Annotated in this window: 21 protein-coding genes and 1 pseudogene; 10 read left to right on the top strand and 12 right to left on the bottom strand. The window is 58.1% G+C overall.

Going from position 1 to position 26,605, the window contains the following annotated elements; translation table 11 throughout:
- The first annotated feature begins 31 nt into the window (after nucleotides 1-31).
- From DBR47_RS03650 to DBR47_RS03610, 8 genes are all read left to right on the top strand, one after another.
- Complete coding sequence (locus DBR47_RS03650) at nucleotides 32-1,162, top strand: glycosyltransferase (protein ID WP_124447060.1); 1,131 nt, start codon at nucleotides 32-34, stop codon at nucleotides 1,160-1,162.
- Nucleotides 1,159-2,340, top strand: coding sequence for a glycosyltransferase family 4 protein (locus DBR47_RS03645; protein ID WP_124447058.1), 1,182 nt, complete (start codon nucleotides 1,159-1,161; stop codon nucleotides 2,338-2,340). Before DBR47_RS03650 ends, DBR47_RS03645 begins: the two co-directional genes overlap by 4 nt.
- Before the next feature lie 34 nt (nucleotides 2,341-2,374).
- Nucleotides 2,375-3,373, top strand: coding sequence for a deacetylase (locus DBR47_RS03640; RefSeq protein WP_124447056.1), 999 nt, complete (start codon nucleotides 2,375-2,377; stop codon nucleotides 3,371-3,373).
- Nucleotides 3,370-4,119, top strand: coding sequence for a hypothetical protein (locus DBR47_RS03635; RefSeq protein ID WP_124447054.1), 750 nt, complete (start codon nucleotides 3,370-3,372; stop codon nucleotides 4,117-4,119). The genes DBR47_RS03640 and DBR47_RS03635 overlap by 4 nt, the downstream gene beginning before the upstream one ends.
- Nucleotides 4,120-5,351: 1,232 nt before the next feature.
- The gene (locus DBR47_RS03625) at nucleotides 5,352-6,980 is read left to right on the top strand and encodes a phenylacetate--CoA ligase family protein (RefSeq protein ID WP_197046853.1); all 1,629 of its coding nucleotides are present in this window, start codon (nucleotides 5,352-5,354) and stop codon (nucleotides 6,978-6,980) included.
- Between the two features lie 98 nt (nucleotides 6,981-7,078).
- Nucleotides 7,079-8,140, top strand: coding sequence for a glycosyltransferase family 4 protein (locus DBR47_RS25225; RefSeq protein WP_124447048.1), 1,062 nt, complete (start codon nucleotides 7,079-7,081; stop codon nucleotides 8,138-8,140).
- On the top strand, nucleotides 8,137-10,146 hold the full coding sequence (locus tag DBR47_RS03615; RefSeq protein ID WP_124447046.1) for an alginate lyase family protein: 2,010 nt from the start codon (nucleotides 8,137-8,139) through the stop codon (nucleotides 10,144-10,146). The genes DBR47_RS25225 and DBR47_RS03615 overlap by 4 nt, the downstream gene beginning before the upstream one ends.
- Nucleotides 10,147-10,305: 159 nt before the next feature.
- Nucleotides 10,306-11,298, top strand: a complete 993-nt coding sequence (locus DBR47_RS03610) for an acyltransferase (protein ID WP_124447044.1) — start codon at nucleotides 10,306-10,308, stop codon at nucleotides 11,296-11,298.
- Nucleotides 11,299-11,319: 21 nt separating this feature from the next.
- Here DBR47_RS03610 and DBR47_RS03605 read toward each other — a convergent pair whose 3' ends face one another.
- The 7 genes and pseudogenes from DBR47_RS03605 to DBR47_RS25420 all read right to left on the bottom strand — a co-directional run.
- Nucleotides 11,320-12,312 (bottom strand): hypothetical protein, encoded by a 993-nt coding sequence (locus tag DBR47_RS03605; protein WP_124447042.1) that lies wholly within the window; start codon nucleotides 12,310-12,312, stop codon nucleotides 11,320-11,322.
- The gene (locus DBR47_RS03600) at nucleotides 12,309-13,268 is read right to left on the bottom strand and encodes an AAC(3) family N-acetyltransferase (protein ID WP_124447040.1); all 960 of its coding nucleotides are present in this window, start codon (nucleotides 13,266-13,268) and stop codon (nucleotides 12,309-12,311) included. Before DBR47_RS03600 ends, DBR47_RS03605 begins: the two co-directional genes overlap by 4 nt.
- Before the next feature lie 203 nt (nucleotides 13,269-13,471).
- Complete coding sequence (locus DBR47_RS03595; RefSeq protein WP_124447038.1) at nucleotides 13,472-14,542, bottom strand: acyltransferase; 1,071 nt, start codon at nucleotides 14,540-14,542, stop codon at nucleotides 13,472-13,474.
- A gap of 248 nt (nucleotides 14,543-14,790) precedes the next feature.
- Nucleotides 14,791-17,049, bottom strand: a complete 2,259-nt coding sequence (locus DBR47_RS03590; protein WP_197046852.1) for a DUF4962 domain-containing protein — start codon at nucleotides 17,047-17,049, stop codon at nucleotides 14,791-14,793.
- Between the two features lie 917 nt (nucleotides 17,050-17,966).
- Entirely contained in the window at nucleotides 17,967-18,722 is a 756-nt protein-coding gene (locus DBR47_RS03585) for a WecB/TagA/CpsF family glycosyltransferase (protein WP_231512114.1), read from the bottom strand.
- Nucleotides 18,719-19,528, bottom strand: coding sequence for a UDP-N-acetyl glucosamine 2-epimerase (locus DBR47_RS03580; protein WP_370454860.1), 810 nt, complete (start codon nucleotides 19,526-19,528; stop codon nucleotides 18,719-18,721). Before DBR47_RS03580 ends, DBR47_RS03585 begins: the two co-directional genes overlap by 4 nt.
- Before the next feature lie 82 nt (nucleotides 19,529-19,610).
- Nucleotides 19,611-19,775: pseudogene (locus DBR47_RS25420) on the bottom strand (UDP-N-acetylglucosamine 2-epimerase); the annotation flags it as partial.
- A 417-nt stretch (nucleotides 19,776-20,192) separates the two neighbouring features.
- Between DBR47_RS25420 and DBR47_RS03575 the strand changes: the two are divergent.
- Both DBR47_RS03575 and DBR47_RS03570 read left to right on the top strand, forming a co-directional pair.
- Nucleotides 20,193-21,200: an NAD-dependent epimerase gene (locus DBR47_RS03575; protein WP_124447034.1), complete on the top strand. Its 1,008-nt coding sequence runs from the start codon at nucleotides 20,193-20,195 to the stop codon at nucleotides 21,198-21,200.
- A 71-nt stretch (nucleotides 21,201-21,271) separates the two neighbouring features.
- Entirely contained in the window at nucleotides 21,272-22,618 is a 1,347-nt protein-coding gene (locus DBR47_RS03570; protein ID WP_124447032.1) for a UDP-glucose/GDP-mannose dehydrogenase family protein, read from the top strand.
- 50 nt (nucleotides 22,619-22,668) lie between these two features.
- On the opposite strand, the gene rfbC is transcribed toward DBR47_RS03570, so the two are convergent.
- The 5 genes from rfbC to DBR47_RS03545 all read right to left on the bottom strand — a co-directional run.
- Complete coding sequence (gene rfbC / locus DBR47_RS03565; RefSeq protein ID WP_124447030.1) at nucleotides 22,669-23,220, bottom strand: dTDP-4-dehydrorhamnose 3,5-epimerase; 552 nt, start codon at nucleotides 23,218-23,220, stop codon at nucleotides 22,669-22,671.
- Nucleotides 23,221-23,222: 2 nt separating this feature from the next.
- Nucleotides 23,223-24,113 carry a glucose-1-phosphate thymidylyltransferase RfbA gene (gene rfbA / locus DBR47_RS03560; protein WP_124447029.1) on the bottom strand — a complete coding sequence of 297 codons (891 nt, stop codon included), beginning with the start codon at nucleotides 24,111-24,113 and terminating at the stop codon, nucleotides 23,223-23,225.
- A 44-nt stretch (nucleotides 24,114-24,157) separates the two neighbouring features.
- The gene (gene rfbD, locus DBR47_RS03555; RefSeq protein WP_124447027.1) at nucleotides 24,158-25,039 is read right to left on the bottom strand and encodes a dTDP-4-dehydrorhamnose reductase; all 882 of its coding nucleotides are present in this window, start codon (nucleotides 25,037-25,039) and stop codon (nucleotides 24,158-24,160) included.
- Between the two features lie 11 nt (nucleotides 25,040-25,050).
- On the bottom strand, nucleotides 25,051-26,109 hold the full coding sequence (gene rfbB, locus DBR47_RS03550) for a dTDP-glucose 4,6-dehydratase (RefSeq protein WP_124447025.1): 1,059 nt from the start codon (nucleotides 26,107-26,109) through the stop codon (nucleotides 25,051-25,053).
- Nucleotides 26,110-26,152: 43 nt separating this feature from the next.
- Nucleotides 26,153-26,605: UDP binding domain-containing protein (locus tag DBR47_RS03545; RefSeq protein WP_305037010.1), on the bottom strand; the 453-nt coding region annotated here is incomplete at its 5' end.

Below are 26,605 nucleotides of genomic sequence, written 5' to 3'. Positions count from 1 at the left end.
CGTATGTTGCAGGGTTTTTGAAGGATAGTTTGTGGGGGCAGAAACCGTACTATTTTTGCTGAGTTCTTTGACCCATGGTGGTGCCGAGAGGCACACCATTACTTTGATCAATAGCGTCAGCAAAGACCGTCCCGTCGTGGTGGCCTATTTGCGCAATGCTGCCCCATTGATTGACAGCATTGATCAGTCCCGGCTCAAAGAGCTCGTTTGTCTGAATGCCTCCGGCATGCTTGATCTTGCGGCAGCAATGAAACTCGCGCAACTCTTTAAGAAGCACGATGTTCGTGTTGTCGTTTATACGAATCTATACCCGTTGTTGTATGGCGGTGCTGCTAGATTGTTTGGGTGGAAGAGAGTCAAGGAGATCGAAGTATTCCATTCGACTTTGCTTCGGTCTAAGCGTGAATCCCTGCAGATGGTTCTATACAAGCTACTGCTGCGGGGTGTCGATCGGATGGTTTATGTCTGTGAAAACCAAAAGAAGCATTGGCTGTCTGAGGGTTTAAATCATCCGAGATCAGCAGTGATCCACAATGGCATTGATCTGGGTAAGTTTGTTCCCATCGAGTCATCTGAGTCTGTTTTGACCGCGCGCGCAAAATTCGGTTTTGAGGCCAATGACTTGGTGATCGGCATACTTGCTGTCATGCGCCCAGAAAAGGCGCATGGCCTGCTGTTGCGGGCTGTTGCAAGCTGCGCTGAGCGTGGCGCGAATTGGAAAGTCTTGATGATTGGCGACGGGCCGGAGCGAGCCAATATTCAAGCGCAAGTTGCGTCACTCGGCTTGGTGGGCAAGGTTGTCTTTGCTGGACTTCTTTCTGATGTGCGTGAAGCCGTGAGTGCGGTGGATGCAATGGCTTTGGTATCGACGGCGGTTGAAACCTTTTCAATTGGCGCGCTGGAAGCCATGGCGATGGCTAAGCCGATGATCATGAGTGACATCGGAGGGGCGTCTGAACAGGTCGACGATGGCGTCAACGGTTTCTTATTCCGCAATGGCAATGTTGAGGAGTTGTCATATTGCCTAGAGAAAATGGCCGTGCCTGGGCTCGCAGGCAGGATGGGCGCGCTGGCGCGGAGCAAGGTCGAGTCTCATTTTTCTGAGGGGGTCATGTTGACCCGCTATCAAGCGCTCATTGCAGATCTTGCTGCAAGCTCTTGAACTTTGCTGAGGTAGCGAATGCTCTGCGTGGATATGGTGTTGCGATGAGTTTGCTCAGGATTTGTTTTGTAGCACCCAATCTTTACCCTGTGTTCGCCAGGTTGGCGGGCTCCACCTTGGTGGGGGGCGCTGAGGTCCAGCAGAATTTTCTTGTTCGAGAACTTACACGTAGAGGCTATTCCGTCAGTGTGCTTAGTTCGGACTTTGGGCAGGGGGCTGAGTGCGAAGTTGAAGGCGTTCGATTTATTCGGATGTTTGAGAACTCTGCTGGTTTGCCAGTTATTCGAGCATTTCATCCCCGGATGAGTGGCCTTTGGCGGGCGCTGAAGCTCGCGGACGCTGATGTGTATTACAACCGGTGCGCTACGATGTCACTGGCTTTGGTTGTGCGCTTTTGCCAGAAATTTGGGCGAACCAATATATTTGCTGGTGCGTCTGATCTTGACTTTGTTCCTGGTCAGGAGTTGATTCAGGCGGTTTGGTATCGGGCAATGTTTAGATATGGCCTCAGGCGCACTCCTCATGTGGTGGTACAGAACCCAACGCAGTTGGCGTTGTTTGAAAAGAACTATGGTGGTATTGCTCGATTGATTCCTAGCGTGTTCGTGCCGCCCAGCCAAGCTTTGGCAGCGGGTGAAAGGCGTGAAATTCTGTGGTGTGGTGTCTTGAGGCCAGGCAAGCGCGTGGAAATCTTGCTTGAGTTGGCGCGACGCTTGCCACAATACTTCTTCCGAGTAGTCGGTGGCGCCGATTCGAGTGAGTACAGCAAAAAGGTTGTGGAAGTCTTAGTGGGGGCATCGAGCCGTTTGCCTAATTTGAGTTACGACGGTTTTCTGCCCTATGAGTTAGCCGATGGAAAGTTTTTGCAGGCCAAGCTCTTTTTGAATACATCGGATCGGGAAGGGTTCCCAAACACGTTTTTGCAAGCTTGGGCTCGGGGCGTGCCGACGCTTTCTTTTGTTGATGTGGGTGCCCGTATGGAGGGGCATGACGTTGGTGTTGTGTGCACTGACGAGGCAGCGATGGAGGCGGCAATTCTTCGTCTGATGGAAGAGCCTGAGGCATATGCTGCGGTTGCTGAACGGGCCAGAAACTACTTTCTTGTGAACCATACGGTGGAGTCTTGTGTAGACAAGTATGAGTCGATTTGGCAGCGCAGCGGCGTGGCAGCTGACTGAGCCTGCTATTGGCTCTTTTGATTGAATCAATTTCGTGAAGAACACCGGCCCAGCTTTTTTGATCACGATTGACACCGAAGGTGACAATATTTGGGGTGATCGCAGCCATACGGTTGGCACACGCAATTCGGCTTTTTTGCCGAGATTTCAGACTTTGTGCGAAAAGTATGGCTTCAAGCCGACGTATCTCACCAACTATGAAATGGCGGTGTGCCCGGTTTATCGGGAGTTTGCAAAAGATGCGGTTCAGCGCCAGGCCGCTGAGGTGGGCTTGCATATCCATGCTTGGAATAGCCCGCCGGTGCAGCATCTGACGGTAGATGATCATCGTTGCTACCCCTACCTGATCGATTACTCCCCCGAGTTGATTCGAGAAAAGATTGTGTTTCTGACCGATCTGCTAGAGGACGCATTCGAGGTCAAGATGCTCAGTCACCGGGCGGGTCGATGGTCGTTCAATGAGCTGTATGCCCGTGAGTTGGTTCGGGCGGGCTATACCGTTGATTGCTCCGTGACGCCAGGGCACTCATGGGCGGCAATGCCCGGAGCGCCAGGACGGTTTGGGACCGACTATTCGCAATTTCCGGTAGACGAGTACTTCATTGACTTGGATGATATTTCCAAGCCAGGTAACTCTAGTTTGTTGGAGCTACCCATGTCGATTCGTCGCAATACCTTGTCTCGTATTTCTCCTGCGCTTTATCGCAAGACGCTTGGTCGAATTGGCCGATTCAGGTCCAGAGAGTTGGACTGGTTTCGCCCCAAGGGTGGCAATGTGTCTGAGATGTTGCGTGTGCTCAGTTGGGCACGGCGGCGAAACGCGAGTTATGTCGAGTTCATGTTGCACTCCTCGGAATTCATGCCGGGTGGAAGCCCGACGTTCCGGGATGCAGCTTCTATTGAGCGTTTGTATGACGATCTTGAACGAGTGTTTGCAGAAGTCGCGAGGACGCATGTGGGGATGACTTTGGCTGAGTTCCATGCACGGCACTTGGTGGATCAAGCGCGCGGTGCTGCAAAGGAGTCCCGATGATTCTGATGCGTGAGTCCCGGCCTCGAGTGGCGGAACTGTGGTTCGACCACGATTTCTCTGTGGGCCCGGTTTTGGACGTGGTTCATTTGCGGCAGTGGGCCGAGCTTCCGTCAGGGGATGAGGGCGAGCAGTTCCACACATTGGTGGTGGATTTGCTCCCGGAAGTCGAGCGCCTGCAAGCGGGTTTGGACTCCGGCACGGCCTATGAAATTCGGCGCTCAAGCAGCAAAGACGGGTGCCGGTTTGAGGCTCTTTTTGCGCCAACTGACGCTGAGGTTCAGGCGTTCATCGAGTTTTACGACGCGTTTGCACTGTCCAAAGGACTCAAACCAGTGCCTGCGGCGCAAATGGTGGCGCGTTCGCGTGCGGGTGTGCTGGTGTTAACTCGCGCAATCGCAGCCGAAATGGTTCAGGTTTGGCATGCCTATGTCTTGGAGCATGGTCGTGCGCGATTGCTCTATTCCGCCTCTCAGTTTCGTGACTCGACGGACAAGTCTCATCGAGCTCTGGTTGGTCGAGCCAATCGTGGTTTGCATTGGTTCGACATGCTGGAGTTCAAGGCCAAAGGCTGCCGCGAGTACGATTTTGGTGGCTGGTACGCCGGTCAGGACGACGAGCAACTCTTAAGCATCAATCGCTTCAAGCAGGCGTTTGGCGGGGCAGTTCGAGTGGAGCGCAATGTGACGGTTGCTCGAACGCTGCTGGGTCGCTTTTACTTGGCTTATATGCGCTGGCGGGCACGCTGAGCGTTTGTGGGGCAATGCTGATGTTGAGGAAATGGCTGTCTGAATCATGGAACTGAGTGTGCAGGCCCGGTATGCGGTGAGGCATTGGATGCGCGGGGGCGGCATGGCCCGACGCCGCGCTGCTTGGCTGCTCGCCCACGAGAAGGACTCAAGCTCAGCACATGCGAAGTGGGTGGACGCGGCCCTTCGTCGAACTCTGGCCTCAGCCATCGCGCGCTTGCCTGCCTACGCCTCCCTGCGTGGTCGCTTGCCTGCGCAAGACTTGGCCAAGTTTTTGCGCGAAGAAGTGCCTGTGCTCGACAAATCTGCCTTGCGCCATGGACGCGATGCGTATTACCCGCGCGCGGGGCGGCCCCTTCCTTGGTGGGCGCTGGGCAAGACCAGTGGTACATCGGGCATGCCCTTGGAGGTTTTTCGCTCCTTTGACTCCGTGCTTTGGGAACAAGCGTTTGCTTATCAGCACTGGGCTTGGGCAGGGCAAGCAGCCGGCGATCGCCAGGTTGTGTTGCGTGGCGATGTGGTCGTCCCGGCGGCTCAGACCCAGGGCCCGTTTTGGGTCGAGGACAAATTGGGCCGCAGCCTTTATGTGTCTACGCGCCATGTCTGTGAGCGGCACGCAGCAGCGATAGCGGCAGCAATTGAGTCGTATCAGGGCAAGATGCTGAGGGCCTACCCCTCTGCTGCATTCGAGTTGGCCAAATTGACTTTGGCTCACGGTTTGCCCATTCGCTTCAAGTCGGTGCAGACGAGTTCGGAAGGCTTGCATCCACTGCAGCGCCAAACCATCGAAGCAGCATTCGGGGCCCAGGTGTTTGATTTGTACGGCATGGCTGAGCGTGTGGCGCTCGGTATGGAGTGCGAGCATGGTCGAATGCACCTGAACCCTTTCTATTCGCATGTGGAGATTCTGGATGACGCTGGCCAGCCAACTGATGGGCTGGGGCAGATTGTTGGCACCACGCTGTTGAATCAGGTGATGCCATTGCTACGCTACCGTTTGAGCGATCTTGGGCGCTGGGACCCGAGCCCTTGCCCTTGCGGTCGCAACTACCCGGTCATCAAAGTCGAGACCGGCAAGTTGGAGGATCAGGTGTTTGATCTGGATGGCAATGCCATCAGCCCGAGTGTCATCACCTTCGCATTCAAAGGCGTCTCGGGCATTGCCAAATCCCAAGTCGCGCAGACCGCCGCTGATCAATGGGAGCTGCGACTCGTGCCCGCCAATGACTTCAATGACGCATGCGTTCAGCAGTTGTTGGCCAACTTTTCCACCCTGGTCTCGCAACGCCTCAACGCTAGTATTCGGCTCTGTTCCGAGATTCCAAATCTGCCAAGCGGGAAGTTCAAATGGGTTGTGCAGGAATGGGGTCGTGCAAGGCAAGACGCCTCTTCAGGCGAGGAAACACATGCCCTTTGACGATCATTTGCACCGCTTCGTCGGTAGCTATGTAGCAGCCCCTCAGTGGATCAAGAGCGTACTTGGCGGCGCCTATGCTTTGGTGCCTCCGCGTATTCGGTTTGGGGCCGGCTATGAGGGCTATCGGCGTCGGTTTGAAGCGCCGGTGTCTGCCAGTCAGATCGAGCAGAGCTTGAGTCAGACGCTGCAGACGGCGCTGCAGTCGGTACCTGCTTTCCAGGCCTATCGCGGCTTGTTGGACAAAGCGCGCAGCCATCCCTTCGAGGCTCTGGCTGAAATGCCCTTGATGAGCAAAGAAGACATCAAGCTCAATCTCGCAGGCCATGTTTCTACCTCACTACCGGCGTCCAAGCGTCTGCGGGTGTTTACCGGGGGGTCGACCTCCGTGCCCATCGCCTTCTATTTGCAAAAGGGAGTGAGCCGTGCAAAGGAATGGGCGGCTGCGCATGTGCTGGCGCAACGACTCAACACCGATGGCGATGGCGTCGTCTTGGCTATGCGTGGGCGGTCGGTGCGCGGCGCCGAAGGGCGCGAGCCCCGCTTGTGGATGTACGAGCCCATCAAGCGGCATCTGATACTCAGCAGCGACCATTTGGAACCCGAGCATATGCGTCGTTATGCCGAGGCGCTGAAAACGTGGCGACCCCGTTACATCCATGCATTTCCTTCGGCCCTGTATCCCTTGCTGGTTTGGCTGAAATCAGAAGGGCGTGCAGATCTGCTGGCCGATGTGCAAGGGGTTTTGCTGACCTCTGAATCGGTGTTTGATCATCATTTGGCCGCGTTCAAAGCCTTCTTCGCATGCCCCGTCATCGTCCACTACGGGCATTCCGAAAGAGTCTTGTTTGCGCACACCCTGGCGGATGACCCGCGCTATCACTTCTGGCCGCACTACGGGCATATGGAGTTGATCGGCAGCGATGGCAAAGCCGTGACCCAGGTTGGTCAGGTGGGCGAGTTGGTGGGCACCAGCTTTGACAATGCGGCCATGCCTTTTGTTCGCTACCGGACCGGTGACTACGCTGTCCTTGGCGCCTCTGCGGACTCAGGCTGGCAAGGCTTCCCGGTCTGTGAGCGGATTGAGGGTCGGGTGCAAGAGTTTGTTGTCTGCCGCGACCGCCGCTTGATCACCATCACCACCTTGGGCGCGGCTCATTTTGAGCAGTTGGAGCATTGCCTGCGCATTCAGTTCGAGCAAAAGGAGCCCGGTGTCCTGCTGTTGCGAGTGATGCCTTTGCGCCCCTTGTCGGCGCAAGACAAGCAAGCAATACAGGCTTCTGTTCAGCACAAGACTCAGGGAGGATGCGTGGTGCAGATTGAGGAAGTCAACAACATCCCAGTCACCGAGCGAGGCAAACAGCGCTTGCTGATCCAGCATCTTTCCATCGAGTCTTTCCTTGGTGCCAGCATGGCTGGCGACACCCAAGACCCATCCCCCCATTGAATGGGTTTGGCCTGACCGTCGCTCCCACAGGAGCACAGTCGTATGGGCAGCCCCTGCGTTACTGAAGGCATTGCCCTGTGCAAAAGAAGTCCATATTGATGATAGGCACCGCGCCTGAAGGCAAGGGCGGAGTCGCTGCCGTGGTCGCTGTTTACATCGCGCAAGGGCTGTTCAATCGCTTCCCGATTCGATATATCGCGACCCATCGTGAAGGCGGGCGATTGACCAAATTGACATGCGCCATGCGTGCCTTCGCTCAGGTCTTGTGGATGTTGATGCGTGGGCAAGTTGCGCTTGTGCATGCGCACTCGGCCTCTAACGCGAGCTTCAAGCGCAAGTCTTTTTATCTTGCCCTGGCCAGGGCATTTGGCGTGCCCACGGTGTTTCATCTTCACGGTGGAGGCTTCCGCACCTTCACAGACCAAACCGCCTCTCCAAGGCTGCGGGCCTGGATCGTGAAGACGCTTTCGAGCTCTTCTTGCGTGATTGCGCTCTCCAGCGCCTGGGCCGAGTATGTGCATGGTTTGGCCCCTTCGGTGAAGGTGCAGATCGTCCCCAACCCAGTGTTCATTCCGGCTCAGCCGACGAGCGCGAACGTCGAGCCCGGCCGTCTTCTCTTCATGGGCAGAGCCTCGCAGGCCAAGGGCATCTTTGACCTTTTGGATGCTATGGCGATCTTGAAGCCGCAGTGGCCAAACCTCAAGCTGGCGCTTGGTGGTGACGGTGATCTTGACGCCGTGCGTGCCTACGCGGCCAAGCTGGGCTTGAGCGAGCAGTTGCTTGTACTGGGCTGGGTAGGCGAGAACGAAAAGCGCGCCCAATATGCTCAGGCCGAGGTCTTTGTTTTGCCCTCTTACAACGAGGGCTTGCCCATGGCCATGCTGGAAGCGATGGCCATGGCGAAGCCCGTGGTGGTGACGCCGGTGGGGGGCATTCCAGAGGCGATTCAGCATGAGCAGCAAGGATTGCTTGTGCCGGTGGGCCAGGTGGACGGCCTGGCCTTAGCGATCGCACGTCTGCTGTCCGACGCTGAGCTGCGCTTGTCGCTAGGGGCGGCGGCGCGCGCTCGAGTTCAGGAGCGCTTCAGCACAGACGTTGTGCTGGGTGGTCTTTCGGCCTTGTATCGAGAAATGGGTGTGGAAGAGAAGGTGATGCGATGAGTAGCCAAGAAGCTCAAGGGCGCTGGCAATGGTTCTTCAGTCGGCTCAGCTGCATGAGCCCTGCGGAAGTCGGGCATCGCGCCGTCGTCACCCTGCGCAATCGAATGGAGCAGTGGACTGGCACAGCCACCGTCCGGCCCGAAGCTCGCCACGGTGCGAAGGCGGGCGTGCAATGGGTCTGTGTGCCCCGCATGCAAGGGGAGCCGTTCGATGCTCAACACTACATCGAAGAAGCCCGTTTGATTGCGAGCGGCCAGGTCAGGCTCTTTGCTTCGCAGCGCTTTGACGTCGGCGCCTTGCCGCGCTGGAACCGGTGCCCGCTGACGGGCGTGGAAGGGCCCAACTGGCCCAGCTACAAAATCTCATTGACCGATCGAGCCTTGGTGGGCGACATCAAGTACGTCTGGGAGCTGAACCGCCACCTCCATCTGGTAGCCATCGCGCAAGCCTGGGCGCTGAGCCGTGATGCGCAATACCTCGAATCCTTGCGGACTCAGCTTGCGAGTTGGTTGCAGCAATGCCCCTGCGGCCAAGGCCCGAACTGGACCAGCAGTCTTGAGTTAGCCATTCGGCTTTTGAATTGGTCGGTCATCTGGCAGCTGATCGGCGGCGCTGACTCTGAACTGTTCGCCTCGCCTGCGGGCGCCCGACTCAAAGACGATTGGTTGAATTCGATCAATCAGCATGTGCGAACCATTGCGCGCAACTACTCTCGCCACTCCTCGGCCAACAACCACTTACTGGGTGAGTTGGCCGGCGTGTTTGTCGCCACCCATGTTTGGCCCTTTTGGCCTAGCTTTGGAACGCTGAATGCCAAGGCCCGCCGAGAACTTGAGCGTGAGATTCAGGCCCAGGTCTATGCCGACGGCGTGCTGAAAGAGCAAGCCTTTGAGTACGCGACCTTTACCTTCGATTTCTTCTTGGCTGTTGAGCGCTGCGCGGCCATGGCGGGTGAGCCGGTGTCCAAGGCCTTTGTCGAGCGCATGTGTGCCATGAGCCAGTTCTTTGCCGCCATGCGGACTTCGACGGGCCAGTGGCCCATGGTTGGCGATGCGGATGGGGCTGAAGCCTTCCGGCTCGACCCTCGAACCGGCAGGGATGCGTTTGCAAGCATGCTGAGCAAGGCGCAATGCTTGTTCCAGCACCAAGGTCCCCTCGAGGACCAGAGCCAACGGGATGATCTGCTTTGGATGAGCCAGGAGCATCTGCCCAAACTGGTGCAATCCAACGAGCCGCCCGGCCTTGACTTCCCTGAGGGCGGCTACTTCAAGTTCGCTTCCCAAGCGCCAGGCCAAGCTCACATCGAAGGCTTTGTGGATGCTGGGCCCTTAGGCTATTTGGGGATTGCCGCGCATGGCCATGCCGACGCCTTGCAAGTCTGCCTGGCAGTCGATGGGGATCCGGTGCTGGTTGACCCCGGCACCTACTCCTACCGAGCAGACAAAAAATGGCGCGACTACTTCCGTGGCACCTCGGCTCACAACACCGTACGGATCAATGAGTTGGACCAATCCGTCAGCGGCGGTCGCTTCATGTGGACGCGCAAGGCGAGGGTCTTTGACGTGAAGGTCAGTCGACCCGACGCCAGCAGCTTTGAGCTCTCTGCTTGGCATGATGGCTACACACGCTTGCGTGGGCGTTTCAAGCACAGCCGACAAGTCCTGTTCAAAGGCGTCAAACAAGAACTGGTGGTCAAAGACCTTGTTCAAGGCCAAGAACCGGGTTTGATCGAACTGCATTGGCATGTGCATCCCTCTTGGCAGGCAAGTTTGGATCAAGGGGATGTTGTAATTTTCAAGCCGGGAAAACGCCTTGAGCTCAACTTCCAATCAAAAGCGCCGCTAGCCATCGAGCTGATTTCCGGGCGAGAGGATCAGCCCCTGGGTTGGTATTCAAGTGCCTACGGCGAAAAGGAGGTTTGTACTACCGTCCGAGTCAGTGCACATGCTAGGGATTTTGAAATTACTACGCAGATTGAAGTAGGCACAAGGCTAGAGAGTACCTAGCGAAGCCTAAGAGGTAAATGGCATCTGAGGTGGCCTACTTAGATTTTTCTTTTTTAATTTTTGCAAAGTCCTCATTCTTGATTTGCAAGCTAATAAAAATATGAAAGCTGTAAATGTAAAGTGTTTTCTAGTGACCAACGATTGTAGGTGCTTTATTTTATGAAAAATACCGGTAGATCGCTGGAATTGGATGCAGCTAAAGGGGTGGCCATCTCCCTTGTTGTGTGGGGTCACATTGTTTCAAAAGATTTTGTCAAACCGGTAGGCAACGACTGGTACTTCGTTTTAAATTCAAGGCTGTATGAATTCCATATGGCCTTTTTCTTTTTTCTCGCAGGTGTCGTCTACTTCTTGAGTTCTGATGGGGACTGGTGGGGACGATGGAAGAAGACCGCTAGACGTCTTATTCCTGCCTATCTTTTGTTTGCCGCGATTGTGTTCTTGTTGAAGGGCGCGGCTGCGAGGTTTATGCCCGTCAATGCAAGAGTGGGTGGCGGATGGACCGATGTGCTTTTGCAATTTCTGTATCCATCGCAAGGTGCGGCACAGTATTTGTGGTTTATTGTTGTTTTGCTAGAGTTGCAAATACTAGTGCCTTGGCTGCTACGTTTTTTGCCTCGGAAAAACCTGTGGCTTGCTTTTGCCTTGTCATGGATATTCCATTTGATGGCTGTCAATGGCTACGTGACGGATCTGTTTGCACTGAAGTGGATGTTTAGATACATGCCATTCTTCGTTGCTGGCGCATTGATTGTCGAATATAGGCCGAGATTTGATGCCCTGCTTGATCAATGGCGATGGGGCTTTATTGTTGTTTTTCTTGTTTTTATGGCGCTTGCGCCTAAGTCGGTTTTGCCAACAATTGGTGCGGTGTTGAGCGTGTTCGCGTTGATGGCGTTGGCGCGCTATCTATGCGAAAAGGAGTTGGCTGGATGGTTTATATTTCTCGGCGTAAACTCCTTTACCATCTATTTGATGAATTCGCTTGCGATGGGTTTGGCTAGATCAATATTTGTGAAGACATGGGGCTGGGATGATTGGAGGTTTGTGCCCGTTGTGCTTGCTCTTTGGTTAATCGGATTGAGTGTGCCGATTTTTATTCAGAGGAAGTTTTTTTCTAGATTTGGTTATCTCGATAGGATAACAAGGTGATAGTATATGGGTCTGAAGATATTAGAAATTTCTGAAATTCTTGAATGATTGGAGGCTTTCATCAGGAAGTTTTTTCAGAAAATTTTCAAGATTACCAAGGCTAAATGGCGATAACGATTTCGGGTGGCCAATCACCACAAAGCTTGTTTGGTTCTGTTGCTTGTATTGCTCGTAGGCTTTTTCCAAGAGCGTGCTTTTGTATCCGTCCATGGAGACAACGCTGCTAGTCCTCGTCAACATCTTCTTCAACAAATCTGCTTTGCCCGGACCTATGGCTTTGCCATCGCCGAAGGGCTGGCTGCTCGCGTCACCCAGTTTTTTGTGGGCCGCAAAGCGCCAATAGAAGCTGGGAGGCACATCGATGCTGGCAATAGGCACTTCGAGAAATGGGCCCTTGGCACAAGGAACGCATGGGTCGGTGTCGAACTGCCAATGACCGAGCCGGGGCGCCTGGGTGAAGTCAAAGAGGTGCTCCGCACCTTCGGCCTTGCCGCCTGCGAACACGGTGCTGTCGATGTAGACGCCAGCGTCCAGCAGGGCCTGCCGAATTTTTTCGAAGGGTTGAATCACCCAGCCGCCGGCTCGATAGGCATAGCCATGATCCGGCCCAGCCAGTTCCTTTAAGAGTCTGACGTAGCCCTGCACCAGGCTAGAAATATCGTTAAGGCTGAAGTCGTGCAGGCGGTAGCGTTGGGTGTTCATGTCCCAGCCGTCGCCCGTCCATCGGCAGTCTTCCCAGTGGGAGTGGATGTGCAGTTGGATCTCATGACCCTCGTTCGCCAGCATCTCCACGTGGCGGCAAATCAGGTCATGGTCCTTTCTTAGCTGGGCGTGTTTGTGCATCTCGCGGCGCAAGGCTGCGATGTAGGCCACATCGACGAAGAAGACCAGGGGGGCGCGCAGCGGCCTAACGATGTCCAGCAGCTCATTGGTCGGCTTGATGATGCAAGCCTCGACGCTGCCGGTGTTGCGACCGAAAAAGAGTTCGTAGTCGAGCGTGAGCAGAGTTTTCATGCGCTGGCTTGTTCCAGTTTCAGCAAGGCTTGTTTGACAGCGGCTTTTTGATCAGCGTTCAGCCCTACCTTCCCGTAAATGGACTCACCCCGAAGCAAGCGTTCGAGCAGGGTCTGGGTGAACTTGTAGGCGTCGATGACGGAAAGTTCAGACTCCCCCAGTTTGAAAGTGTGGATGGCCCCAGCAGCCTCAAGCCAAGGTCTTGCGCGCTCGCAGTCACGGATGACGGATTGCTTGGGGTTGTGGCAGCGTGTGTTGACGGTGAGTGCCACGCCGTTCGTATCTAGACAGGGCACGTTGAAGGTCTCTGCGAGGTAGACGGGGAAGGGCAGGTGTTCAGCCAGCAAGTCTTCGTAGACGTGAAAGCAGGTCACCGAGTTCAATCCCACACCGATCATCAAAATCTGGCCCCGGTGTTTCGTCAGATGCCAAAACGGGCTTGCGGGGCCAAAGGGGGTGCCGTCTTGATGGTGAGTGCTGGTGTAGTTAGCGGCGCGCGCCCCAAGTGCTACGACGGAGTGAGTGGGGTGCACGCTGCGCAGCGCGCCAGCTTTGGCCATGATGATGGTGGAGATGGCCCCCATCGCGTTGCGAGCCGAGCGGACATCAAAGTTCGGGCTGCTGTCCAGGTATTCCTTCATGGTGGTGTTGTAGGGCAGAGCCGGCACAAGCAGGGTTTGCTGGCTGAGGTCCAAGCTTGCAAGCCATGAGTCCACCAAGGTCGTAACCGGCTGATCCAACTTACCGATATTGGAGATGGATCCGTGGACGATGAGGTCACGGCTCAAGTTCATTTGTTTAAGTTGCGCGAGCACCGAGGCCACTGACACTGTGGTTCTGGCCTTGCGAGCGGCATGTTGGGCTAGGCGTTCTTTTTCAAGTTTTTGCCTGAGTTTGCGTTGAAGCCAGCTCGGCATATAGGGCAGAACACGTTTGGCGAATGTGCGCAAGGACATGGGCGGGTTCCGGTAGATGGGGGGGGCTTCTTTTGGTGAATGCCAGAGCGTTGGCGCTGCAGGATCAGGTGGAGCCCAACAAGCTCGGCTTGTCTCGAGGACCTTTTTTTCAGCGAAGTCTTTCGACAAACTGAACCGACGAGACGGACTTGGCCGCCGCTTCTGCAGTCGATTCTATGTGTGGCTCTCAGAGCCCATTGCTCTCAGTTAGCGGAAGCCTGCCTGTGGGTTGGTTGGCCAGAAAAATGCCGATCCACCCAAGGGCGCAGCCGCTTCATCAAGGGACGTTCCAGGCCTAGGTAGGCGGCCAGGCCGACACTCAAGACTACTGCCATCACGCCAAAGAATGTGATGACCGGGCTGTTTAGATAGTCGAAGCCCAATTTGCTCAGCGCGCGCAGGCTGTAGCTTTCTACATGCTCGTGGAGCAAGTAGGTTGAGTAGGACGCGTCACCCAGCAAGCTGAGCCAAACTGGCACCCGCAGGCCTCCCTTGAGTTCGAGAGCGGCCGCACCGCTCATCACTAATCCAAAGGCTATTGCGCAACCGAGGGGACTCCATACTGCACCGCCATTGGCTCGGAATGCGAGCATTGCGGCAAAAAGGGCTAGGCCCAGCAGCAGAGCCAAAGATGCTGTCGCCTTGCTGGCTAGGCGTTGGACCAAAAGAAATGACAACATGCCAATGCAGAAGTTCAGGTTGTAGGCACCGGTCAGTACGCTGAGCAGGTTTTGCGAGGCGTTGGATGGATAGTGAAAGTTGAAGGCAACAACAAGCATCCAAGCAATGAAGGCAGCGAGGCCCCATCGGCGATTCAGAATTAGCAGCGCAAAGATGGCGTAAAACGCGATCTCGTGGAACAGCGTCCAGGCCTGGGCTAAGGGCAGCTCAACGTTGCTCAGCCGAATTAGGCTGTAGCTTGTGAACCAGTCCAGCGCGCCGCCCAATTGCAAGTGGTCGCTCTTGACTAGCCACATACCTAGGATGCAGGCGCTGAGATAGATCCAGTAGATGGGGAAAATTCGAATTGCTCGACGGGCCAGGTATTTGCCTGTGCGATGTGCCTGCCCAATGTCGCGGAAATGGGCTTGCAAGATGATGAAGCCGCTGAGGACGAAGAAGTAGTCGACCCCCAGAAAGCCTTGAGACCAAATGCTTAAAAAGGTGTTGCCACTCCAGCCCTGGGCACTCGGGCTGCCGAGGCCAAGCCATAGATGAAATGCAGCTACTGAAAATGCGGCGATGGCCCGACCGGCCTGAAGTGAAGTGATCATGGGCCTGTTTGCCTCCGACTGTTTTTCGCATTGTGCTGGAGACTCTGTTGCTTCTCTATCGCATGAAGCTAGGGTGCGAAGACCGTTCGTCTTGGCTTACCGCGCCTTGTTGGCGTTTCTTAGTCTCCAGCTTAGAGGCAAGCCGGGCTCCCCCTTCTCATGTGCAGGACTTGTCAACCAGGGAAAAGGGCTGCGTCGGATGTCCGGCGCAGCCCCTGGTTTGAAGTCTCTTTGGTCGCTGTACGTGCCTACTGTGGCATCGTAATACTGCGCTGATCAAACACGATACTGCCCGTGCTGCCCACGCCTACAGTTACCTTGCTTCCGCTGGTACTGACTGTGATGGGGACCGTGCGGCAGTCTTCACGAATGACGGTGACTGCCGTGAGCGTGGTACTGGGCAAAGCCGCGGTGTAGCGGCCATGCCATTGCTTGGGTTTGGCGTTCTCAGGCGCCACGGCAAAGCCTGTGACTTGATTGAAGGAGCCAGGCAGGTTGTAGACATCGAAGCAGGCACTCGAGCCCTTGTTCTGCACGCGTACCGACTTGTTTACAAAGTCGAAGGTATTGAAGGCGTGGAAGTTCAATTCCCAGCTTCGTGGCGTTGCACTTGTGGCCCAGTCGTAGATCAGTGCCACGCGCTCGGTGCGGTTGTAGGCGACGCTACGAATGGCTGTCGTCAAGAGTGTGGCAGCTGGCTTTGCCGCGAATATGGTGCGATAGGCCAAGGTGGCGTCACCCGTGGCGGCGGCCCAAACGCCTGTGTCGGCGAAGTTGATGATCTCGCCTCGTGCATCCATTGAGAATGCAGGATTGCCGGGCGTGATGGGCTGTGCACTGGCGCTGGTGCCGGGCTCGGATTGACCAATGCCACCGTTGAAGGTGAGGGCGTTCTTGTAGCGAGTGGCTCGGTTAACCGTCACATGGTGCGCCGACTTGTACCAGGGATAGTAGCCAGCACTGATCAGCAGGTTCTGCCCACGGGAGTCAAAGGTGAAAGCGTTGTGGTCGGCAAAGGCGTGGCCGTCGCTGCCAAAGGGGCTGGAACGGAAGAAGAGGCTGGAGCGGAGTGGATCGGCTGCCTTGGAGTGGATGGCAACCTGACCCGTATCCACCGAGGCCCAGGCGTCGTCCGTACTTGCTGCCACCGAACGCATTGCTATTGGAGCCCCGGTTCCTAGCAGCATTAGATGCCAGGGGCTGATGTACATGGTGTTTCCTGGATTGGTTGAAAGTGCGCGCCAGTACCATTCGTGGGAAGGTTTTTTGGTCAAGGCTGCGAACAGGCGGAACTCATCCCAGGAGTAAGAGCTGTAGAGGCTGGTGGTGTCCAGGCCATCTCCAAATGCGCTGTAAAGGGTGGATGCCGGCGCGGTAAAGGCAATCAGGTAGTCGCCCCACATGCTGTTGTAGGGGTGCTTGACCATATCCACCCCGCCAATGATGCGAAGGGCTGAAAGCGTGCGAGGGATTTGGGTGAAGGAGTACCAGCCGTAGGGGACGCCACCGCCGTAGCCGCCGTCTTGCCCGCCCCAAGTATTCATGACGAATTTGTAGGTGTCCCAGGTGCGGGACAAATATGCGCTGGCCTCGGGAAATTCTGGCAGGCCAGTGACGTAGAGCAGTGACTCCGTGGCGAAATTGACAGCGCTGACCAAGTGAGAGTCGTAGGGGTCAGCATCAAAGTTGGAGAACTTGGAAACGACTTGGTTGATGCGTGCCTTCAAGGCATTGGCCACCGTAGTTCTTTGTGCCGTCGTCATATTGGCGCGGAACAGATCCAGGCCTTGAGCCAGTGCCAGGTGAATCTCGCGGTTGACCTGGTCTTGATTCGCATCGCTGCTGAGGCCTGTAGGCGACCAGTTGGCCAGGCTCATTAGTCGATTGATGCCTGCAGTTCGGTAGCTCGAATCGTTGGTGAAGTAACTTGCAAAGCCGAGGGCCTCAATGGCTTTGCGTTCATCGCGAGCCGGGCTCATCAAGCTGTCGGGGGAGGGCAGGGTGGCGCGAGCGTCCGGTGGCGTAGGGATGGCTGCAGTTTTGGTCGAATTGGCTTGCTTGATCAAGGCCAAATACGCGTTCTTGTAGTCGCCGGCTTGCGCGGCGGCAGCAATGGCTGCGAAGCTTGAGCCTGCAGGAAGTGCGCGCGGGTTGACCTTATTGGCTACCGAGGCGGCCAAGGCATCGCCGGTGGGCATCACAAAGTTGATGGCGTCGCTGGCAATGGTAAAGCGGCGCCAAGCGCTGACCTTGGTGCTGCCTGAGGTGGTGGCGTAGCTCACACTCCATTCGTAGTCTCCAGCGGCTAAGGGCGCATTGCCTGTATCGACGCGGGGAACGGTTGAGGTCCGGGTGAGGACAGTGGCGCCAGCATTGGCCTTTCTGACTGAAAACGACCAAGCGACCTTGGTGTTCCGGTCGGCAGGTTGGGGCCAGACGAACAGGGGCGGATTGACGCGCACCAGCGCGCAGTCACCGGGTTGGACCCGACGACGATTCCATTGCATGGTGTCAATGAAATCGGTGTAAATCTTGGCTGTGCACCCTGTCGCCGCGGTTCCAGCGACCCCAGTTCCAAGCAAGGACATGACGGGAGCGCTAACCGGCGCGGCCGCGCTGGTCAGGGCTTGCGCGGATGTCCCAGATGAAGACGCCAAAGTCGTGGTTTTGGGGGAGCCTTGCTGCGTGGCCGCAGCTGCCGAACTGTTGGAGGGGGGGGGGACACTGCCGCCTCCACCCGTGCTTGGGGAGGCTGTAGTCGCTTTTGTCGTGGCCGTAGCGGTGGTTGGCTGGGCAGTCGCGCTGCTTTGGCTGGCAGAGGTCGAAGGGCTTGCCTTGGTCACTGCCACCGCTGGGCTGGCTGCTTTGGCGCCCTCTGCACTGATACTGGCCAGGGCATGGGCGCTTGGTCCGCTGGCCGCGCTGGCCGCCTCCGGCGCACTGGCAGCAGAGGCCGAGGTGTCAGGTGCTGGCGCTGAAACTTCTGACGCGGCCGGGCCGGCCGGTTGAATGGACGCAATGGCTGCCTTTTCGGCGCTGTCTCCGCCACCACCGCCACCGCAGGCACTGATGACAGTGCATATGAGTAAAAGGCTGTACACAGGGTTTGGCAACTTGGGCTGTGGGGGGAGTTTCATGATGCTGGAACTACGCTGGCTGCTGCCCCGTGCGTTCTGGCGCACAGGGCATGGCTGATCGGCTCTGTACTGCTTTCAAGCCAGAGATCTAAACGGCATCTTCGGCATCGCGCGGGTTTGCTTAAGCCCAACTTTTTCTCAAATTTGGCAAAAGTAGCCGCCTGAAAAAGCTGAAATGATTTGCCCCTGGCCTCTGTCATATCTCAGAGTGGGCTTGCTCGCACTAGTCATTTGTCTCGGTTGCCAGGGACAAATGGCGTGTTCTTTTTCCAGGGTCCATAGTGGAGTCAGCGCGGCTGCCGCCACTCTTTGAGCAGCAAGCCAAAAAACGCCATGTCCTCAATGAAGTAGCGCCTGAACATGCGGCGTGGCTCTTGCAAGAAGCGGTAGAACCATTCCAGCCCGGTCTTTTGCATCCAGACTGGCGCGCGTTTGACCTTGCCTGCAGCGACGTCGAAGGTGCCGCCCACGCCCATGGCGAAGGGGATCTTCATGGTGGCTTGGTAGGCGCCCAGGAATTGCTCTTTCTTGGGGGAGCTGATGGCGACGAAGAGCAGGTCGGCGCGGGCGTCGGCGATTTGCTGGACGATGGCGCCTTCTTCCTCGGGCTTCCAGTAGCCGTTGCGGTAACCGGCGAAGACCAGATTGGGGTATTTGGCGGCGTAGAGATCGCGCACGCGGGAGACGATGTCTTCCTTAGCGCCAAGCAAAAAGACGCGCCAGCCTTTGTCGGCCGAGCGGGCCATCAGGGCTTCGAACAGATCGACACCGGCCACGCGTTCCTTCAGCGGCTTGCCCAGCAGGCGCGAGGCCCAGACCACGGGCATGCCGTCGGCATTGATGAGGGCGCAGTCGTTGATGATCTGGCGCAGTTCGGGGTCTTTTTGCGCTTTGACCAGCTTGTCCACATTGACCACCACATGCTGGTGGGGTTTGCCGCTGGCGATAAAGCCCTCGATGGTTTGCAAGGTGTCTTCCATCGACAGGTTGTCGATGGTGCAGCCCATCATTTGGATGCGGGGGCGGGTGTTGTTACTGGTCATGCCAGGCGCTCCGCCAGGATGCTGACGATGCGTTCGGCCGACTTGCCGTCCCACAGCTCGGGCCTGCGGCCGCGCTTGCCGCCGTTGCGGACCGTGTCTAGGGCCAGGGGAATGATGACGGCGGGATCGGTGCCGGCCAGCACATTGCTGCCTTCATCGACGGTGATGGGGCGCTCGGTGTTCTCGCGCATGGTGATGCAGGGCACGCCCAGGGCGGTGCTTTCTTCTTGCAGGCCGCCGCTGTCGGTGAGGATGACGACGGCGTCCTTCCACAGGTGCAAAAAGGACATATAGGCCTGCGGGCCCATCAGCTCGACGCCCGGGCCCAGATCGATGCCGAACTTCTCGATATTGGCGCGGGTGCGGGGGTGGACGGGGAAGACCAGGGGCAGCTCTTGGGAGACGGCGCGCAGCACCGCGGCGATGCGCTCCAGGGCCTCGGCGCTGTCCACATTGCTGGGGCGATGCAGGGTGACGACGCCATAGCGGGCGTGGCGGCGTTTGTAGGCATCGCCTTCCAGGCCGCTGGTGTCGGCCGTTAGCTTGAGCTTCTCGGCTTGGTAAAGCACGTTGTCGGCCATCACATGGCCAACGTCCCAGACCACGCTCATGTCCTTGCCCTCGTGTGCCAGGTGTTGGCGGGCGCTGGGCTCGGTGACAAAGAACCAGTCGGTGATGGCGTCGGTGACGAGGCGGTTGATTTCCTCGGGCATGCTCATATCGCCGCTGCGCAGGCCGGCTTCGACGTGGGCCACGGGGATGCAGGCTTTCTTGGCCACGATGGAACAGGCGGCGGTGGAGTTCACGTCGCCGACCACCAGGCAAACAGGGTTTGTCTGCAGCGACCAGGGCCTCGTAAGCGACCATGATCTTGCCGGTTTGCTCAGCATGCGTGCCGCCGCCGCAACCTAGGCGTACATCGGGTGCGGGGATGCCCAGCTCTTCGAAAAACACCTCGTTCATATCGCGGTCGTAGTGCTGACCGGTGTGGATGATCTTCCAGGCGAGGCGGCCGTCGGCCTGCAGGGCCCGCACGATGGGCGCGATCTTCATGAAGTTGGGGCGCGCGCCGGCGATGAGGTGGATGCAGGGTCGGGTCATCGGGTCAAGTTTCGAAAGAATCGTCTATGGGCGCCCGCCAGTCCGTGAACCGGTGGGAGGCTTGAGTTGGCTTGGATTCTATGGGCTAGGTTTGACACTAAACCTACCGGCTCGATGGGCTTGTCTGCCGAAGGACGAGCTGCCCAGCGTGATTCTTCACGGCTTGTCATGTCGCAAGACTATCCTTGTCGTTATTTCCAAGGCATCCCGCTTGAATGAGGGCTAGGGTTTGCGCTGATCGAGCAAGAGACTGGGAGAGAATGCGCCAACGTCATCGGCCACCCGCTCTTGCGTGAAGAATAGTTAAGTTGCGCGGCCAACCCATCTTTGGGCATGCGGCAAGTTAGGTCATCGAATGAAGGAGATTGCGTGAAAGTTCTCATTACCGGCGCTGCCGGTTTTATCGGCATGCATGTGGCCCAGCTCCTGCTGGCACGCGGCGATCAGGTGGTGGGCCTGGACAATCTGAATGACTATTACGACCCGCAGCTCAAACTGGATCGCTTGGCCCGGCTGACGCCGCTACCGGGTTTCAGTTTCGTGAAGATGGATGTGGCCGATCGCGCTGGCATCGAGGCCTTGTTCAAGACCGAGAAGTTCGACCGCGTGGTGCATCTGGCCGCGCAGGCCGGTGTGCGTTACTCCATCGAGAACCCGCACGCTTATATCGAGAGCAATATCGTCGGCTTCACCAACATCCTGGAAGGCTGCCGCCACAACCAGGTGGAGCATCTGGCCTATGCCTCCAGCTCCAGCGTTTACGGTGGCAACACCTTGATGCCTTTCTCCGAGCATCACAGCGTGGATCACCCGGTGAGCCTGTATGCGGCCACCAAAAAGGCTAACGAGCTGATGGCCCATACCTACAGCCATCTGTTCCGCCTGCCCACCACAGGTCTGCGCTTCTTCACGGTGTACGGCCCCTGGGGGCGGCCGGATATGGCTTTGTTCCTGTTCACCAAGGCCATCATCGAAGGCCGCCCCATCAATGTCTTCAACCACGGCCAGATGGTGCGCGACTTCACCTATGTGGACGATATCGCCGAAGGCGTGGTGCGGGTGCTGGACCGTGTGGCCACGCCCGAGCCGGGCTATGACGCGATGAAGAGCGACCCCGCGCATTCCAACGCGCCTTACCGCGTCTTCAATATCGGTAACCATGCGCCCATCCAACTGATGGCTTTTATCGAAGCGATTGAGAAGGCTGTGGGCAAAGAGGCGGTCAAGAATTTCATGCCCTTGCAAGACGGCGATGTGCCCGCCACCCATGCCGATGTGGAAGAGCTGGCGGCATGGACCGACTTCCGCCCCGCCATGCCGGTGCCGGACGGCGTGGCCAAGTTCGTGGCCTGGTATCGCGAGTATTTCAAGGTTTGACTCGGGGCCAGCTTGGCCAATCTGCCGGTTTGATGGATGAATTTTCGTTTGCTTAAAGAGGATTTCAGGGAATGAAAGTTACCGCCATTGGTACGGGTTATGTGGGCCTGGTGACGGGCGCTTGCCTGGCCGAGATGGGCAACCATGTGGTTTGCCTGGACGTGAACGCGGAGAAGATCCGCATCCTCAACAACGGCGAAATCCCCATTCACGAACCCGGCCTGCTGGAGGTGGTGCGCCGCAATGTGGCGGCTGGTCGCTTGCAGTTCACCACCGATGTGGACTTGGCGGTGAACCACGGCACCATCCTCTTCATCGGCGTCGGTACGCCGCCCGATGAAGATGGTTCGGCCGATCTGCAGTATGTGTTGGCGGCCGCGCGTTCCATCGGCCAGCGCATGACCGACTACAAGGTCATCGTCGACAAGAGCACCGTGCCCGTGGGCACCGCAGACAAGGTGCGTGCCGCCGTAGGCGAGGAACTGGCTAAACGCGGCTTGAGCGAGATGGCCTACGCCGTGGTCTCCAACCCCGAGTTCCTGAAAGAGGGCGCGGCGGTGGAGGACTTCATGAAGCCCGACCGCATCATCGTGGGCAGCGAGGACGAGCAAGCCACGCTGCTGATGCGCGCGCTCTACGCCCCCTTCACCCGCAATCACGACCGCCTGGTGGTGATGGACCTGCGCAGCGCCGAATTCACCAAGTACGCCGCCAACGCCATGCTGGCCACCCGCATCAGCTTTATGAATGAGATGGCCTTGCTGGCCGAAAAGGTAGGCGCCGACATCGAGCTGGTGCGCCGAGGCATCGGCTCCGACCCCCGCATCGGCTATAGCTTTTTGTATGCTGGCGCTGGTTACGGCGGCTCCTGCTTCCCCAAGGATGTGAAGGCCTTGATCCAGGCCGCGCAAGGCGAAGGCATTCCCTTGCGCGTGCTGACTGCGGTGGAGGAAGCCAATGAGCGGCAAAAAATGCTGCTGGTGGACAAGGTCACCGCTCGTTTTGGTGCCGACCTGAGCGGCCGGCATTTCGCCGTCTGGGGCCTGGCCTTCAAGCCCAATACCGACGATATGCGCGAGGCGCCGGCCTTGGTGATTGTGCAAACGCTGCTCAAGCTGGGCGCCACCATCACCGCCTACGACCCGGTCGCCATGCCCGAAGCGCGCCGCCTCTTGGCCAAAGAACTGGCCTCAGATCGCCTGCGCTTTAGCGAGCGCGCGGATCAGGCCTTGGAGGGCGCGGACGCCTTGCTACTGGTGACCGAATGGAAAGAGTTCAAGAGCCCCGACTTTGATCTGATCAAGTCCAGCCTCAAGCAGCCCGTCGTGTTCGACGGCCGCAATCAATACGAGCCAACGCTGATGAAGGCGCTGGGGATTGAGCATTGGGGGATTGGGCGGGGCCAGTCCCAACATTGACGAAAAAGGGCCGCTCGGCCCTTTCTTGATCTCAGCTCAAACGCCTTTGTTCAGTCAAAGGTCTTCGCCTCTGCCAGCAAAGGCGCTTTGGCATCCTTTTCCGCCAGCAGCGGAGCTCCACCGACATCTGGCCACTGAATGCCAATCGCCGGGTCATCCCAGCGCACGCTGGCTTCTGATTGAGGCGCGTAGAAGTGGGTGGTCTTGTAGAGGAAGTCGGCCGACTCACTCAGCACCAGAAAGCCGTGCGCGAAGCCCGGTGGCACCCAGACCTGGCGGTGGTTGTCCTCGCTCAACTCCACCCCGGCCCAGCGGCCGAAGTTGGGGCTGGAGCGACGCATGTCCACGACTACGTCAAAGACTAGACCTTTCACGACACGGACCAGCTTGCCCTGGGTGTGCGGTGCCATCTGGTAGTGCAGACCGCGCAGCACACCACGCACCGAGCGTGAGTGGCTGTCCTGCACAAAGCGGACTTCCTGACCCACGGCCTTGTTGAAGACCTGTTCGTTCCAGCTCTCGGTGAAGAAGCCACGCGCGTCGCCGAACACACGGGGTTCGAGGATCAGGACTTCCGGCAGGTTTGCGGGTGTGATTTTCATTTTTAGAAGGCTTTGTCAGCCAAGAGCTTTTGCAGGTACTGGCCGTAGCCGTTCTTGGCCAGAGGATGGGCAAGCGCGGCCAATTGATCAGCGCTGATCCAACCCGCACGGTAAGCGATTTCTTCCGGGCAGGCCACCTTGAGGCCTTGGCGCTTTTCTAGTGTGGCGATGAACTGGCCGGCTTCGAGCAAGCTGTCGTGGGTTCCCGTATCCAACCAGGCATAGCCGCGGCCCATGATCTCGACCTGCAGCTGTTCTTGGCGCAAGTACTGGGCGTTGACGTCGGTGATCTCTAATTCACCGCGCGCGCTGGGCTTGATGTTGGCAGCGATATCGCAGACCTGCTCGTCGTAGAAGTAAAGCCCGGTGACGGCGTAATTGCTTTTGGGCTGGACGGGCTTTTCTTCGATGGACAAGGCCTTCTTGTTGGCATCGAAGTCCACCACGCCATAGCGCTCGGGGTCGGTCACGTGATAGGCGAAGACGGTGGCGCCTGTCTTGGCCTGATTGGCATTGGCCAGCAAGCCTTGGAAGTTATGGCCGTAAAAGATGTTGTCGCCCAGAACCAGCGCGCTCGGGGCGCCGTCAATAAAGTCTTTGCCGAGAACAAAGGCTTGCGCCAGTCCATCGGGGCTGGGCTGCACGCAGTAGCTGATATTGATACCCCAGCGCTTGCCGTCACCCAGCAGGGCTTCAAAGCGTGGGAGGTCCTGCGGGGTGCTGATCAGCAAGATGTCGCGGATGCCGGCCAGCATCAGGGTGGCCAGCGGGTAGTACACCATGGGCTTGTCGTAGACCGGCAGCAGCTGCTTGCTCATGGCCAAGGTGGCGGGGTGCAGACGGGTGCCAGAGCCTCCGGCGAGGATGATGCCTTTGCGGCTTTTATTCGTCATGGTTCTCTCCTTGGTGAGTCGATGGTGACCGAGCCTCTTAGCGCTCAGAGGATTTCCATCAACATGCGTTCCACCCCTTGCTGCCAATGCGGCAGACGCAGGCCGAAGGCGGCTTGCAACTTGGCTGTGGACAGGCGGGAGTTCAGGGGGCGCTGGGCCGGTGTGGGGTAGTCGCGGGTGGGGATGGCCAGCACTTGGTCCGGAGCCACGCGCAAGACCTGACCCCGGGCACGGGCGAATTCGATCACGTATTGCGCATAGGCGTGCCAGCTGGTTTCGCCGCTGGCTACGGCGTGGTAAGTGCCGCTGAGCTCGGGCCGGGCGCGCAAGGTGGGCAGCATCTGGGCCGTCAGGTCGGCCAAGAGATCGGCGCCGGTGGGCGCACCGATCTGATCGGCGATGACCTTGAGCTGATCCCGCTCGGCCGCCAGGCGCAGCATGGTCTTGGCGAAGTTGCCACCCCGTGCGGCGTAGACCCAGCTGGTGCGCAGGATCAGGTGTTGGCAGCCACTCTCGCGGATCGCGTCTTCGCCCAGCAGTTTGCTGCGACCGTAGACGCTCAAGGGGCCGGTGGCCGCTTCCTCAGTCCGAGGCGTGTTGCCACTGCCGTCAAACACATAGTCGCTGCTGTAGTGAACCAACAAGGCGTTCAAGCGCTTGGCCTCTTGGGCCAGCAGCCCTGGCGCATGGGCGTTGATGGCCAGGGCTAGGTCTGGCTCTGACTCGGCCTTGTCCACGGCTGTGTAGGCCGCGGCATTGACGATGACTTCAGGGGCGATCTCGCGCACCTTGGCTTGTAGCGCTTCGGGCTTGGCGAGGTCCGCACCTTCGCTGCGGTCCAGCGCGATCACCTCGCCCAAGGGGGCCAAGGCGCGTTGCAGCTCCCAGCCCACTTGGCCGTTCTTGCCCAGCAGAAGAATTTTCATGGAGGCAGCGCTCAGGCTTGGTATTGCTGAGCGATCCAGTCGCGATAGGCGCCGCTTTGCACGCGTGCCACCCACTCAGGGTTGTCCAAGTACCACTGCACGGTCTTGCGGATGCCTGTGGCAAAGGTCTCGGCCGGGCGCCAGCCCAGCTCGCGCTCGATCTTGCGGGCATCGATGGCGTAGCGCCGGTCGTGGCCGGGGCGGTCCTTCACATAGGTGATCAAGCGCTTGTAGCTGCCGGCTGCATCGGGGCGCAACTCATCAAGAAGCTCGCACACGGTGTGCACAATCTCCAGATTGGTCATCTCGTTCCAACCGCCGATGTTGTAGGTCTCGCCCACGCGGCCGCCCTTGAGCACGGCACGGATGGCGCTGGCGTGGTCGGTGACGAAGAGCCAGTCCCGCACATTCTTGCCATCGCCATAGATGGGCAAGGCTTTGCCAGCCAAGGCGTTGACGATCATCAGCGGGATCAGCTTCTCGGGGAAGTGATAGGGCCCGTAGTTATTGCTGCAGTTGGTGGTCAGCACCGGCAGGCCGTAGGTGTGGTGCCAGGCGCGCACCAGATGGTCGCTGGCGGCCTTGCTGGCCGAGTAAGGGCTGTTGGGCTCGTAGGTCTTGGTTTCAGCGAAGGGAGGGTCTTCAGCCGAAAGCGAGCCGTAGACCTCGTCGGTCGAGACATGATGGAAGCGCCAGGCTGCCTTGTCGGCATCGCTCAGGCCACTCCAGTAAGCTCGCGACGCTTCTAGCAGGGTGTAAGTGCCTTCGATATTGGTGCGCATAAAGGCACCGGGGCCGCTGATGGAGCGGTCCACATGGCTCTCGGCTGCAAAGTGGATCAGAGCACGGGGGCGATGCTGGCTCAGCAGTTGATCCACCAAAGCGCGGTCGCAGATATCGCCCTTCACGAAAGTGTGGCGGGCGTCACCTTGCAGCGAGGCCAGGTTCTCCAGATTGCCGGCATAGGTCAGCGCATCCAGCGTGACGACGGGCTCATCCGAGGACTTGAGCCAGTCCAGCACGAAGTTGCTGCCGATAAAGCCGGCTGCGCCGGTGACGAGGATGGTCATGGGAGCAGCCTTGCTAAATCAATGGCAATTTTGGGAGGCTCAGTTACAGGCGCCAGACCCGCAGGCCCGCAGCCTCCAGCGCCTTCTGATCAAAGGCCGCCTTCACGTCGATGAAGGCGCCGCCTGCGACGACCTTGGCCGCCAAGTCGGCCGCGCTCAAAGCCTTGTAGCTCTTGTGTGCAACCGCCGCGACGATGGCGTCGGCCTTGGGCAGTTCGGCCCACTTGACCGGGCGCACGCCGTACTCATGCACGGCCTCGTCCGCGTCGGCATCCGGGTCGGTCACGATTACTTCCACGCCATAGGTTTGCAGCTCATGGATGATGTCGATGACCTTGGAGTTACGCAGATCGGCGCAGTCTTCCTTGAAGGTCAGGCCCAGCACATTGACCTTGGCGCCCTTGATGGCGCAGCCCGCGGCAATCATCTGCTTGATGGTCTGCTCGGCGATGAACTTGCCCATGCCGTCGTTGATACGGCGGCCGGCCAGAATCAC

Origin of the sequence: Paucibacter sp. KBW04, from assembly GCF_003852425.1 — a bacterium.
Lineage (GTDB): Bacteria > Pseudomonadota > Gammaproteobacteria > Burkholderiales > Burkholderiaceae_C > Paucibacter_A.
The sequence above is the reverse complement of the archived record's forward strand: the minus strand, read 5'-3'. Positions and strand labels throughout refer to the sequence as shown.